This window comes from Pseudomonas entomophila (assembly GCF_023277925.1).
Lineage (GTDB): Bacteria > Pseudomonadota > Gammaproteobacteria > Pseudomonadales > Pseudomonadaceae > Aquipseudomonas > Aquipseudomonas entomophila_D.
Genome location: NZ_CP063832.1, coordinates 4937842 through 4950700, shown reverse-complemented (window position 1 = coordinate 4950700; position 12859 = coordinate 4937842). Strand labels below are relative to the sequence as shown.

Sequence of the window (12859 nt, the reverse complement as noted above, 5' to 3'; positions counted from 1 at the left end):
GGTCATCCTTCTTTTCCACCGTGGTTGTGTGGCGTCTTGTCGCCGGTCACTTCCCGGTACCACAGTTCATGGTGTTTACGCGCCCAGGCGCGGCTCACCCAACCATGCAGCATCGCGCCAATCGAGCCCTTGATCCAGATCCCGGCGTAGATGTGCACGATGATGCTGAGGATCAGCACGAACGCCGCCAGGGCATGCAGCAGCGTGGACAGGCGAATGACCTCGATGCCGAACCAGTGGCTGAAGTACGCACGCCAGATCACCACGCCGCTGACCAGCAGCACCAGCATGCACGCCAGCAGCGTCCAGAACAGCAGCTTTTGCCCGGCGTTGTACTTGCCGATCGGCGGCACGCCCTCCTCCTTGTTCAGCATCACCTGGTCGATGCGGCGCAGCCACAGGCGGTCGTTGCCGGTGATGAAGTTGGCGCGCCAGAAGCGCAGCACCAGCCCGAGGAAGAACACGAACATGCCCACGCCAATGAACGGGTGGAGGATGCGTGTCCACGGCCCGCCGCCGAACAGGTGGCTGAGCCAGAACAGCGCCGGGTGGAACAGCGCCAGCCCCGACAGCCCGGCCAGCACGAACAGGATCGCGACGATCCAGTGGTTGCTCCGCTCGTTGGCGTTGTAGCGCAGGATGGGTTTGTTGTCGTTCATGGCCGCTGCTCCCCCTGCCCGCCCGGGCGGTTCGGATCATAGACATGCACCGCCGGATCGACCTGGTGGACGCTGTTATCCACAGGTGCCGGGTGTTCGTCCGCCTCGACCCGCTGCGGGCCCACGCGCACGTAGTGGAAGAACCCAGCCAGCACCGCCGCGCCCATGGCCAGCAGTGCCAGCGGTTTGCTGAAGCCCTTCCACAGCCCCACCAACGGGCTGATCACCGGTTGGTCCGGCAGGCCTGCGTAGATCCGCGGCGTGTCGGCGTGGTGCAGCACATACATCACATGGGTGCCGCCGACTCCGTCCGGGTCGTACAACCCGGCCTTGTCGTAGCCCCGCGACTTCAGGTCGACGATGCGCTCGTCGGCATGCACCTTCATCTCCTCCTTGCTACCGAAGACGATCGCCCCGGTCGGGCAGGTCTTCACGCAGGCCGGCTCCAGGCCCACGCTCACGCGGTCAGAACACAGGGTGCACTTGTACGCCTTGTGGTCCTTCTGCGAGATGCGCGGGATGTTGAACGGGCAGCCGGTAATGCAGTAGCCACACCCGATGCAGTGGTCCTGGTTGAAATCGACGATGCCGTTGGCGTGCTTGATGATCGCTCCCGGGCTCGGGCACGCCTTCAGGCAGCCTGGGTCGGCGCAGTGCATGCAGCCGTCCTTGCGGATAAGCCACTCCAGGTTGCCGTCATCGCGCTCATGCTCGGTGAAGCGCATCAGGGTCCAGGTCTCGGCGCTGAGGTCCTGGGGGTTGTCGTAGGTGCCGTGGTTGTGGCCGACCTCGTCACGCAGTTCGTTCCACTCCGAGCATGCCACCTGGCAGGCCTTGCAGCCGATGCACTTGGTGGTGTCGATCAGCTTGGCGACTTCCTGCTGCTGGCGTACCGAGGGCGGCACGGTGGTGGTGGCCGAGCGGGCGATGATGTCTTGGCTGGCCATCAGAGTTTCTCCACTTTGACGAGGAACGACTTGGACTCCGGCGTCTGCGTGTTGCCATCACCGAGGAACGGCACCAGGGTGTTGGTGAGGTAGCCGTGCCGCGTGCTGCCGGTGAAGCCCCAGTGCAACGGGATGCCGATCTGGTGCACGGTCTGGTTGTTGACCTGCAGCGGACGGATCCGCTTGGTCACCACCGCCACCGCATCGATATGCCCGCGTTTGCTCGACACCCGCACCCGGTCGCCGGCCTTGATGCCTTTCTCGTTGGCCAGCACCTCGCCGATCTCGACGAACTGCTCGGGCTGGGCGATAGCGTTGAGCCGGCAATGCTTGCTCCAGAAGTGGAAGTGCTCGGTCAGCCGATAGGTGGTCGCCGCATGGGGGAACTCGTCGTGCGTGCCCAGGGTGCCCCACACCGAATCGAAGATCCGCCCGGCCGGGTTGCTGGTGGCCTTCTTGTTCTGCGGATGCAGCGGGTTGATGCCGATGGGGGTCTCGAACGGCTCGTAGTGCTCGGGGAACGGCCCCTCGGCCATCTTGTCGACGGCGAAGAACCGCGCCACGCCCTCGGGGTTCATGATGAACGGGTTCATCCCCGCTTCCGGTGGCGAGTCGACCTTGAAGTCCGGCACGTCGGTGCCGGTCCAGGCCTTGCCGTTCCACCACACCAGGCGCTTCTTCTCCGGGTCCCACGGCTTGCCTTGCGGGTCGCTGGAAGCACGGTTGTAGAGAATGCGCCGGTTGGCTGGCCAGGCCCAGGCCCAGTTCTGCACCTGGTGCATGCCGTACGGGTCGCTGTTGTCGCGCCGGGCCATCTGGTTGCCCTGCTCGGTCCAACTGCCGGCGAAGATCCAGCAGCCGGACGCGGTGCTGCCGTCGTCCTTCATCTGGGCGAAGCCGGCCAACTGCTGGCCGGCCTTGAGGGTGGTGCCGGTGGCATCGGTGAGGTCGCTGAGCGCCCAGCCGTTCATCTCCTTGGCCAGCTCCTCGGGCGAAGGCTCTTCCGGGACCTTGTACGGCCAGCTGAGATTGAGCATCGGGTCGGGGTAGGCGCCGCCTTCGGCCTGATAACGCTTGCGCAGACGCAGGAACAGCTCGCTCATGATCTGCACATCGGTGCGGGTTTCACCCGGGCCGTCGGCGCCTTTCCAGTGCCACTGCAGCCAGCGACTGCTGTTGACCAGCGAGCCGTCCTCCTCGGCGAAGCAGGTGGTGGGCAGGCGTATTACCTCGGTCTGGATGTTGGCCGTGTCGACATCGTTGAACGCGCCGGCATTGCGCCAGAACTCGGACGTTTCGGTGGCCAGCGGGTCCATGATCACCAGCCACTTGAGCTTGGCCAGGGCCGCGGTGACGCGGTTCTTGTCCGGCAGCGCGGCAATCGGGTTGAAGCCCTGGCACATGTAGCCGTTGACCTTGCCCTGGCCCATCATCTCGAACATGCGCAGCACGTCGTAGGCCGGCACGTCGAGCTTGGGCAGCCAGTCGTAGCCCCAGTTGTTCTGTGCCGTGGCGTTGGCACCGTACCAGGCCTTCATCAAGCTAACGTGGAATTTGCCATAGTTCTGCCAGTAGGAGAGCTGCCCCGGGCGCAGCGGCTTGGAGGCGCGCTTGTCGATGTAGGCGGCGTAGTCCTGCTCGGCGTCGCCAGCCAGCGTGAGGTAGCCCGGCAGCGAGTTCGACAGCAGCCCCAGGTCGGTCAGGCCCTGGATGTTGGAGTGCCCGCGCAGGGCGTTGACCCCGCCGCCCGGCATGCCGACGTTACCCAGCAGCAACTGCACCATGGCCGCGCTGCGGATGATCTGCGCGCCGATGGAGTGCTGGGTCCAGCCCAGGGCGTAGAGGATCGTCATGGTCTTGCCCGGCACCGAGCAGGTGGCGATCTCCTCCCAGATCTTCATCATCTGGTCCTGGGGCATGCCGCAGGTCATGCTCGCCAGCTCCGGCGTGTAGCGGCTGTAGTGCTGCTTCATCAATTGATAGACGCAACGCGGGTGCTGCAGCGTCGGGTCGACCTTGGCGAAGCCGTCCTCGCCCAGCTCGTAGCCCCAGCCTGACTTGTCGGCGTAGGTGCGCTTGGCCGCGTCGTAGCCGCTGAATAGCCCATCCTCGAAGCCATAGCTGTCTTTGACGATGAACGACACGTCAGTGTAGTTGCGCACGTACTCGTGCTGGATCTTGTCGTTGCTCAGCAGGTAGTTGATCAGCCCGCCCATGAAGGCGATGTCGCTGCCGGTACGGATCGGCGCGTAGTAGTCGGCCACCGAGGCGGTACGGGTAAACCGTGGGTCGACCACGATCAGCCGCGCCTTGTTGTGCGCCTTGGCTTCGGTCACCCACTTGAAGCCGCACGGGTGCGCTTCAGCGGCGTTGCCGCCCATCACCAGGACCAGGTTTGCGTTGGCGATGTCAGACCAGTGATTGGTCATCGCGCCACGGCCATACGTCGGGGCAAGACTTGCCACCGTCGGGCCGTGTCAGACACGCGCCTGGTTATCGAACCCCAGCATGCCCAGCGAACGGATCACCTTGTGCGTCATGTAGCCCGCTTCGCTGGAAGCGGCCGACGCGGCGAGGAAGCCGGTGGTGAGCCAACGGTTGACCGTCTGGCCCTGGGCGTTCTTCTCGATGAAGTTGGCGTCGCGGTCCTGTTTCATCAGGTCGGCGACGCGGTCGAGGGCTTCGTCCCAATCGATGCGGGTCCATTCGTTGCTGCCCGGTTTACGCACCTCGGGGTACTTGAGGCGGCTGGGGCTGTGGATGAAGTCCAGCAGGCCCGCGCCTTTCGGGCACAGGGTGCCGCGGTTGACCGGATGATCCGCGTCGCCCTCGATGTGGATGATGTTCTGTTTGACGTTTTTGCCCGCGTCACCCTGGCTGTACATGATCAGGCCGCAGCCGACCGAGCAGTAGGGGCAGGTATTACGGGTTTCTTTGGTGTGCGCCAGCTTGAAGTGGCGCACCTGCTCGGCGAACGCGGGTGTCGGGGCCATGCCCAACGCCGCGAGGCTCGAGCCTCCAAGGCCGACGGCGGCGACCTTGAAGAATTGCCGACGGTTGAGGTCCATCGTGCACTCCTGATCAGGTTCGGGCGCGCGGGACATGGCCGGCGCCTCAGGGACTTCACGGTGGCGGCAGGCAGACGCCGCCAACGGTTAAGACTAGCCAAGAAATCGGGAAGTGGGATGACCTGGGTCATGATTTGAGTGGGAGCCGGGCTATTGCTGGGCCACTCTCAAGTACGACGAGCCTGCAGGAGGGTTCCTACCTGTTCTGCCGCTGAGAACGCTATCGGCCGGATCAGTTACACCACTTCCTGGGACACGATCGTACACCGCACCGCCCAGAGGCTGGATAGGCCCTTGATGCCTCAAGACCCCCAACGCAGAGCTTCCCAACAAGGAAACGATTGGCAACATATATGTTCGGATTTCTTCACAAATGAATATTGTTACTATTCGCCATGAATTATCATCCGCGCCGCGCAGGAAGACGCCCATGATAATTTCAACAGGTTCGCATTGATGCCCGCCCCTTCAGCCGCCGCCACTCCCCTGTTCCGCCCGGAAGCCGTCGCGGCAGTTCAGGAACAGCGCTTCGGCAATGTCTTGATCCATCAGCCGTGGGGGTACCGCGTCGCCGCCCTGGTGGCCGGCCTGCTGATCGTGTTGATCGCGGCATTCGCCTACTTTGGAACCTATACCCGCAAAGCCACTGTGCGCGGCCTGTTGATGCCGGAGCACGGCATGCTGCGCCTGACCGCCAGCGGGGCGGGCTTGCTGACACAGGTTCGTGCGGTGGAAGGTCAGCAGGTCGCAAAGGGTGATGTACTGTTCGTGATCTCCGGCGAACGCTTGTCCGGGGCTGGTGGGACACAGGCGATGATCGCCGATCAGTTGGGGCAGCGCCTGAGCCTGTTGCTGCGCAACCGAACACTGGCGGACGAGCGCCTGAAAGGCCAGTTGCACATGCTCGACACTCGCCTGGCGACGATTGCCAGTGAGCTTCAGCAGTTCACCGAGGAAGTCCGCCTGCTGCAACGCCGTGCGGAACTGGCAAAAGTGCAACTGGGACGCCAGCAGGAGCTGGTCGATGCCGGTTTCATTTCAGTGGCGCAGTTGCAACAGGCCGAGGGCGACTGGTTGACCCTGCAGGGGCAGTTGCAGGGCAACCAACGGGCACGCGCCAGCCTGGAGCGCGAACGCACCGGGTTGCTGGCTCAGCGCCAGGAAGCCGAGCTGCGTCATCGTAGCGAGATGAGCGAGGCCGACAGCGCCACCGCACTGGTCAAGCAGGAGCAGGCCGAAAACCAGGCGCGTAGCGAGTTGATCAATGTGGCGCCTTACGCTGGCACTCTGACCGGGCTGAGTGCGCAGGTGGGGCAGCAGGTGAATGCCGGTGCGTTACTGGCCAGCCTGATCCCCCAGGGCGCCACCTTGTATGCCCACCTGTATGCCGCGCCGCGTCAGGCAGGCTTTATCGAGCCGGGCCAGAAGGTTTTGATGCGCTATGCCGCCTATCCATACCAGAAGTTCGGCATGGCCCACGGTCGCGTCGTCGATGTTGCGAAGAGCCCCTATGCCACGCAGGAGCTACCCGCGCACATCGCCACCGCCCTGCAAGGGCAAGGCGCGTCGGCCGAACTGTTCTACCGAGTCACCGTGACACTCGACTCTCCCGACATCGCCTTGTACGGGCAGCCTCAACCGCTGCAGGCAGGCATGCTGCTGGAAGCGGATGTACTCCAGGACCGACGACGGCTCTATGAATGGGCACTGGAACCGCTCTATTCGGTGACGGGCAGGCTGCACAATTGATTCAGGCCTGGGAGCGAAACCCGGGTGACTGGGACATCTAACAAAGAAAAGTATTACGGAACCGTTATGGACCTGACCAGAAGAGAGTCGGATGTTTTGCAGTTGCTGCTACTTGGGAAAACCAACAAACAGATTGCACTCGACCTGAATATTAGCGACTACACCGTGCGCGATCATGTCTCAGCGCTCTTGCGCAAGCGCGGAGTCCGTACCCGCATGGAGTTGATCGCCTCGAAAACCCGGTACTGACCGCGCCCCCTACATCTGTCGGATACAGCCAACCCGTACACACAACTATTATCGCCGCCGATCGATCATGCCAGTGTTTTTTCAAAAACTACCTGGGCATTGCAGTGACGCCTCTGAGCCTGCAACCCACACAGAAGATGCCACACCAGCCAACCTGATCGTTCAATAAAAACAAGCTACTGATATCGGCCATCACAACAATGATGAGGATGATCGCGTGAAAGAAATTAAAGTTGAAGACCTGGAAGTCGTCGCGGGTGGTTTCGGAATCCCCGGTGCTGTCGCCGGTGCCGTTGTCGCGGGTGCGGGCTACATCGGCTATGAAGCCGCAGCGGGTGGCGGCTCGATGAACGGCTTTATCGGTACGGTGGCCGGCGGTGCCGCAGTCGGCTTCTTTACCGGCCCCGCAGGCATTGGCGCCAGCACCTCCATGGCGATCGGTGGCGGGCAGTCAGCCTTCTACGGCGGCATGATCGGCGGCTTCATCACCAGTGGTATGGATGCCGCCGGCACCAACTACAACCGCTAACCCCAACCCTACCTGCACGGTTATCGGTGTTTCCAGAATGCCGATAGCCGTGGGAGAACGTGTGCAATGGACAATGTCGAGCTGGTCAGATTACTCCTGTGTGTGGCGGTGGTCCTGGGCGGGGCACTGATAATAAAAGGTCTTTTACGGCTCTTGGGTATTACGCTATCAAAAACCGTCGAGATGCCGCTAATGGTTGGCATACCCGCCATCATTGCCGCTGCACTATCAGATCGCTGGTCTTACCCCATCGCCGTTTTCTTCGACCTGGCAAAGTAACTAATTTTCTACCTACACCCACTTAAAGCCAAATCCAGCCTGGACAGCCCTGCCCAACACAATTGTTATTTAGAGTGCGTCGTGATCATTGATTTCAAAGTCTCAAAGCAAGCATTTGCCGAACACTATCAAGGCAAGAAACCGCTCTTCATAAAACAAGCATTCACACCCTCAGCCAATTTCTCCTGGGCTGACGCCAACCAGATCATCACGCGCAACAATGTCGAGTCCCCCGACTTCAAGATCCTGCACAACGGCCTGGTGCCCAAGCACGAGTACATCGATAGCTTCCATGACGTCGGCATGGTCCGGCACCGCCTGAACAAGTCGGCGGTCTATGAGCGCATGAAAAACGGTGCAACGCTGATCGCCAACAAGATCGTCAACGAACCCAAGGTCCATGGGTTTGCCCGCCAGGTGGCGCAGCTCACCGGTCGGCAGACCGTCAGCAGCGCATACGCCGCATTCGGCCGCCAGGCCTCCTTCCAGACCCATTGGGACACCCGCGACATCTTTGCCATCCAGTTGATGGGGCGCAAACGCTGGATCATCTACGAACCCAGTTTCACCGACCCGCTGTACATGCAGCAGAGCAAGGACCTGGAACAGGACTACCCCTGCCCCGCCGAACCGTGCATGGACATCGTCCTCGAGCCCGGCGACGTCCTGTACCTGCCACGAGGCTGGTGGCACAACCCGCTGCCCTTCGAGGAGGAAACCTTCCACCTCTCCGTCGGCACATTCCCGGCCAACACCCTGGACTATGTGCAATGGTCCCTGCAGAAGCTGCCGGAGCTGGCCGCGGCGCGGCAGGCGATGAGCACCTTCGAGCAGGACAGCGAAACCCTGTCGTTGCTGGCCTCGCATCTCGCAGGGCTGATCAGCGACCCAGCCCACTATCAACATTTCATGGAACAGTTCGACGCGGCCCAACGTGTCGAGACGCCGCTGGCCATCGACGTTTTCGGTAACAGCACCGTCAACCAACTGCCCGACGACTCGGTGCTACGGCTGGCGGCCAACAACACCCTGTCCGTGGCCCGCAACCACCTGATCGCCAACGGTACCCGACTCCAGCTCGACGAAACGGCGTTGCGCCTGGTGCGCCAGATCGAGCACTCACCCGGCATTACCGTGCAGCAACTGACAACCGCACTGCCCGAGCTTGACCCGACGAAACTGCGAACGCTGGTGTTCGAGCTCTGCCGACAGGACATCCTCGAACTGATCCGCCCCTGAATTGGCCATGTCCTGCCTGATAAAGCCGGAGCCTGAAGCATGCGTGTGACCCTGCAGGCCGAAAGCCAGGAGTGCGGCCTGGCCTGCCTGGTGATGATCGCCGCCGCCCATGGCCTACATCTGGACCTGGCGACCCTGCGCCGGCGCTTTGCCGTTTCAAGCAAGGGCACCAGCCTGGCGCAGCTGATCCGCCATGCCCAGCACCTGGCGTTCACCTGCCGGCCTTTGCGCCTTGAGCTGGAGGAAATCCGCCAGCTGCGTACCCCCTGCATCCTGCACTGGAACCTGAACCATTTCGTGGTACTGGAGGCATTCAAGGCTGGCCGCCTGGTGATACTCGACCCGGCCCGTGGTCGCCTGGTGGTCACCTTGGAGGAAGCCTCCCGGCACTTCACCGGGGTAGCCCTGGAACTTTCACCCAATGCCGAATTCGTGCCCGCCCAGCACAAACCCCGACTGCGGCTGAGGGCATTGACCGGCCGGGTGCAGGGGCTCAAGCGCGCACTGGGCAACATCCTGGTGCTGGCCCTGGCGCTGGAGGTGGTGGCGCTGCTCTCGCCCCAAGTGACGCAATGGGTGGTCGACGGAGCGCTGGTTTCCGCCGACCGCCACCTGCTGCTGCTGGCCGTGATGGGGGGGTGCCTGTTGCTGCTGGTCGACTTTGCCCTGCGCATGGCCCGGGGCTGGATGAACCTGCGCCTTAACCAGCAACTGGCCCTGCAATGGTCGGGAAACCTCTTCAGCCACCTGTTGCGCCTGCCATGGCCGTTCTTCGAAAAGCGCCAACTGGGGGACATCACCGCGCGTTTCCAGTCGCTGGCGGCCATTCGCACGGTGTTCACCAATGGCGCCGTCACCGTGGTGCTGGATGGCCTGGTCACCTTCATTACCCTGGGGATGATGCTGCTGTACAGCACCACGCTGACCGGCATCGTGGGGGTGGCGGTGCTGCTGTACGCGGCCCTGCGCCTGGCCTTCTACCACCCCCTGCGCAATGCCTCGGAAGAGCGAATCGTGCTGGCCGCCCGGGAGAACTCGTACTTCCTCGAAACCATCCGCACGGTCATGCCTCTGAAGCTGTTCAACATGACCTCGGCGCGTCTGGCCACCTGGCAGAACCTGCTGGCCGATGTGCAGAACCGCGATGTCGCCACCCAGAAGATGCTGCTGGCATTCGCCAGCCTCAATACCCTGATCTTTGGCATCGAAGGCATGTTGCTGCTGTATGTCGGCGGCCTGGCGGTGCTGGAGGGCGGGTTGTCGCTGGGCATGTTGCTCGCCTTCCTGGCCTACAAGAGCCAGTTCACCGGGCGCGCCAGCAAGCTGATCGACCTGGGGGTCGAGATCAGGATGCTGTCGCTGCATGCCGAGCGCCTGGCGGATATCGCCCTGGAACCCGCCGAGCCGAGGGCGCAGTTGGAAACCGACGTGCAGCGCATCGAGCCCTGCCTGGAGTTCCGGGATGTTTCCTTCCGCTATGCCGAGGGCGAGCCATGGATCCTGCGCAACCTGTCCCTGACCATTGCCGCCGGCGACTCACTGGCGATCATCGGCGCATCGGGTTGCGGCAAGTCCACGCTGTTCAAGCTGATGCTCGGCCTGCTGCAACCCAGCGAAGGTGAAATACGGATCGGCGACATCCCGGTGCGCCAACTGGGGGTCGAGGGGTTGCGCAGCTTGGTGGGAGCAGTGATGCAGGATGACCATCTGCTGGCCGGCTCCCTCGCCGAGAACATCGCCTGTTTCGATCCCCACGCCGATCAGGGCGGGATCGAAACAGCGGCGCGGCATGCCCATATCCACGACACGATCAGCCAGATGCCCATGGGCTACCAGACTCTGGTGGCGGAGATGGGCAGCGGCCTGTCCGGTGGCCAGCGGCAACGCCTGCTGCTGGCCCGGGCGCTGTACAGGCAACCGAAGATCCTGGCCCTGGACGAAGCCACCAGCCACCTGGACCTGCACAGTGAGCAATGCGTGGCGAAAGTCATGCAACGCATGCGCATGACCCGCGTCAGCATCGCCCATCGCCAGGAAACCATTGCCCTGGCCAGCCGTGTAGTTCGCCTGGAGAAAGGAGCGATCATCGAGGACTGGCGGCGCGCAGCCCTGCCGGAGCCTGCCTGATGCCCCTTGCCGCACGCCTGCTCGCCTTGGCCCTGGGGTGCCTGGCGCTGCCCACCCAGGCCGACGACCTGCTCAGCATTTACCAGGACGCCCTGCTCAACGACCAGCAATGGTCGGCGGCCCAGGCCGAACACCAGGCCGGCATGGAAGCCGAAGTACAAGCTCGCGCCGGCCTGCTGCCCGAACTGTCCCTGCAGGCGCAGAACGCCTGGAACCGCACCCAGTACCAGCTCGACAACGAGGCAATAACCTATCGCCGCCAGAGCCAGACCTACAGCCTCCAACTGGTGCAACCGCTGTTCCGCTGGAAGAGCTGGGTGCAGTACCAGCAAGGCAGCCAGCAGACCGCCCTGGCCATCAGCCGTTACCACGAAGCGCGCCAGGCGCTGCTGCTGCGCGTGGCCGAGGCGTACTTCGCGATCCTGAGCGCGGAGGCGAGCGTGGATGCCTTGCGCCAGCAACATGCCGCCGATATCCAGCAACTGGCCAGCGCCCGCAAGCATTTCGAGCTGGGCAACGTCAGCATCGCCGATGTACACGAGGCACAAGCCAGCGCCGACGCGGCCCTGGCTGCATCGATCAAGGCCGGCAGCCAGGTCGAACTGGCCCGCCACCTACTGGCGCGGATCATCGGCCGAACACCTGGGCCCCTGCTGGGCCTGCGCGAGGGCGTGAGTCTGGCCCCACCGCTCCCCACCGATATCGACGCCTGGTTGGCTGCGGCGCAGCAGGACGCCTACGAAGTCCAGACGCAAGCCTTGCGCCTGGCCATCGCACAGAACGAAGTACGCAGCCGCAAGGCCGAGCACCTGCCCACGCTCGACCTGGTGGCAAGCCAAGGTGTGCAGCAGCAGCCGAACATCAGCGCCGCGCGCAGCGACCTTACCAGTGTCAGCCTGCGCCTGAGCCTGCCGCTGTATGCGGGTGGCCGCCCCAGTTCAGCGGTGCGCCAGGCCCAGGCATTGAGTGCCCAGGGCGAGGCCCAGTACGAGGAAGCCAAGCGCACCGCGCAGTTGCAGGTGCGTGAAGCCTGGCTGGGCGTACTCGATGGCAGGGCCCAGGTGCAGGCGCTGGAGGCGGCGAGAATCTCGGCCAGGTCGGCGTTGGAGGCCAACCGGCTGGGGTACCGGGTGGGGGTGCGCGTCAGCATCGACGTGCTGGAAGCCCAGGGGCGTTTCACCGACATCGTGCAACAGCTGTCCCGAGCGCGCTACGACACCTTGCAGGCTCAACTGCGCTTGAAGGCAGCCGTGGGCGGCCTGATGGAAAGCGACCTGCATGAGGTCAACCGACTGCTCGGCTCACCGCTTGCCCGCGAATACAAGGGTGAAGCTTCCGACGCTTTCGCGGGTAAACCCGCTCCTACAGGGTTGCGCTGACCCAGGGCATCACCGCCCCCGTAGGAACCAGCTTGCCGGCGAACCCCGGCAAAGCCGGCCTGCACTAGAGGAAATGTGCCCAGAGGCTATGTGTCGTACCTGCTGGCCAACCTCAGCTGGCCACACCACTCTTCGGCCCACTGGCAATCAACGCCGCGCCGCAAGCGGTCTTGTGCCCGTCGAGGGCCACCGGCGTGCCGTCGACGTTGTAGGTGGCGCTGCCCTCGACAATCGGGAACACGCCCTTGCACAGCGGGCAGCTGACCATATGCCCGACACCGGCGATAGGCTTGCCGTTGACGTTGGTGTTGCCGAAGGAGCCGAGCACCTTGCCACCGTGGGTGGTGGAATCGCCAAGGCGGATGATGTCTTTCATGGGGTGAACTCCGTGTCAAAGGGGAGGCGTCGCTGCCGATGATGAAAACCTGAAATGGCGAGGGATTGGAGGCTATTAGGCTGTCAATCCGTTTGAAATCTCTATCGCGATCAATTGCGTGACGAGTACACACGCGTGCTTAAGCCACTGCACTGTGAACGCCGCTGTTCGAGCTCATCGGTCTTTGTTCCCGTCATTTGCTGATGACACGCAATTACGAGCCGACCGGCCCCAATAGGGGCCGGCCAGTCGAATCGA

General features: G+C 63.2%; 10 protein-coding genes and 1 pseudogene. 7 read left to right on the top strand and 4 right to left on the bottom strand.

What is annotated here, in order from left to right; all coding sequences use genetic code 11:
* Nucleotides 1-2: 2 nt before the first annotated feature.
* From IM733_RS22005 to fdnG, 3 genes are read right to left on the bottom strand one after another with little or no spacing between them, the layout of a single operon-like run.
* On the bottom strand, nt 3-659 hold the full coding sequence (locus tag IM733_RS22005; protein ID WP_248918447.1) for a formate dehydrogenase subunit gamma: 657 nt from the start codon (nt 657-659) through the stop codon (nt 3-5).
* Complete coding sequence (fdxH, locus tag IM733_RS22000) at nt 656-1606, bottom strand: formate dehydrogenase subunit beta (RefSeq protein WP_248918446.1); 951 nt, start codon at nt 1604-1606, stop codon at nt 656-658. The genes IM733_RS22005 and fdxH overlap by 4 nt, the downstream gene beginning before the upstream one ends.
* Nucleotides 1606-4674 (bottom strand): formate dehydrogenase-N subunit alpha, encoded by a 3069-nt coding sequence (gene fdnG / locus IM733_RS21995; RefSeq protein WP_248918445.1) that lies wholly within the window; start codon nt 4672-4674, stop codon nt 1606-1608. The genes fdxH and fdnG overlap by 1 nt, the downstream gene beginning before the upstream one ends.
* Before the next feature lie 456 nt (nt 4675-5130).
* Between fdnG and IM733_RS21990 the strand changes: the two genes are divergently transcribed.
* From IM733_RS21990 to IM733_RS21960, 7 genes and pseudogenes are all read left to right on the top strand, one after another.
* The gene (locus IM733_RS21990; protein ID WP_248918444.1) at nt 5131-6423 is read left to right on the top strand and encodes an HlyD family secretion protein; all 1293 of its coding nucleotides are present in this window, start codon (nt 5131-5133) and stop codon (nt 6421-6423) included.
* 66 nt (nt 6424-6489) lie between these two features.
* A pseudogene (locus tag IM733_RS21985) lies at nt 6490-6716 on the top strand (LuxR C-terminal-related transcriptional regulator); the annotation flags it as partial.
* 173 nt (nt 6717-6889) lie between these two features.
* Nucleotides 6890-7201 (top strand): hypothetical protein, encoded by a 312-nt coding sequence (locus IM733_RS21980; RefSeq protein WP_248918443.1) that lies wholly within the window; start codon nt 6890-6892, stop codon nt 7199-7201.
* A gap of 66 nt (nt 7202-7267) precedes the next feature.
* Entirely contained in the window at nt 7268-7480 is a 213-nt protein-coding gene (locus IM733_RS21975; protein ID WP_248918442.1) for a hypothetical protein, read from the top strand.
* Nucleotides 7481-7561: 81 nt separating this feature from the next.
* Nucleotides 7562-8719, top strand: coding sequence for a cupin domain-containing protein (locus IM733_RS21970; RefSeq protein ID WP_248918441.1), 1158 nt, complete (start codon nt 7562-7564; stop codon nt 8717-8719).
* Nucleotides 8720-8758: 39 nt separating this feature from the next.
* Nucleotides 8759-10846, top strand: coding sequence for a peptidase domain-containing ABC transporter (locus IM733_RS21965; RefSeq protein ID WP_248918440.1), 2088 nt, complete (start codon nt 8759-8761; stop codon nt 10844-10846).
* Nucleotides 10846-12225, top strand: a complete 1380-nt coding sequence (locus IM733_RS21960) for a TolC family outer membrane protein (RefSeq protein WP_248918439.1) — start codon at nt 10846-10848, stop codon at nt 12223-12225. Before IM733_RS21965 ends, IM733_RS21960 begins: the two co-directional genes overlap by 1 nt.
* Before the next feature lie 112 nt (nt 12226-12337).
* Here the strand turns inward: IM733_RS21960 and IM733_RS21955 are convergent, their stop codons facing one another.
* Entirely contained in the window at nt 12338-12601 is a 264-nt protein-coding gene (locus tag IM733_RS21955) for a PAAR domain-containing protein (RefSeq protein WP_011531938.1), read from the bottom strand.
* Between the last annotated feature and the right edge of the window lie 258 nt (nt 12602-12859).

Bases quoted from the DNA above. Each gene is read 5' to 3' on its own strand.
- IM733_RS22005 (WP_248918447.1), bottom strand. From the start codon at position 659: ATGAACGACAACAAACCCATCCTGCGCTACAACGCCAACGAGCGGAGC.
- fdxH (WP_248918446.1), bottom strand. From the start codon at position 1,606: ATGGCCAGCCAAGACATCATCGCCCGCTCGGCCACCACCACCGTGCCG.
- IM733_RS21990 (WP_248918444.1), top strand. From the start codon at position 5,131: ATGCCCGCCCCTTCAGCCGCCGCCACTCCCCTGTTCCGCCCGGAAGCC.
- IM733_RS21975 (WP_248918442.1), top strand. From the start codon at position 7,268: ATGGACAATGTCGAGCTGGTCAGATTACTCCTGTGTGTGGCGGTGGTC.
- IM733_RS21965 (WP_248918440.1), top strand. From the start codon at position 8,759: ATGCGTGTGACCCTGCAGGCCGAAAGCCAGGAGTGCGGCCTGGCCTGC.
- IM733_RS21960 (WP_248918439.1), top strand. From the start codon at position 10,846: ATGCCCCTTGCCGCACGCCTGCTCGCCTTGGCCCTGGGGTGCCTGGCG.
- IM733_RS21955 (WP_011531938.1), bottom strand. From the start codon at position 12,601: ATGAAAGACATCATCCGCCTTGGCGATTCCACCACCCACGGTGGCAAG.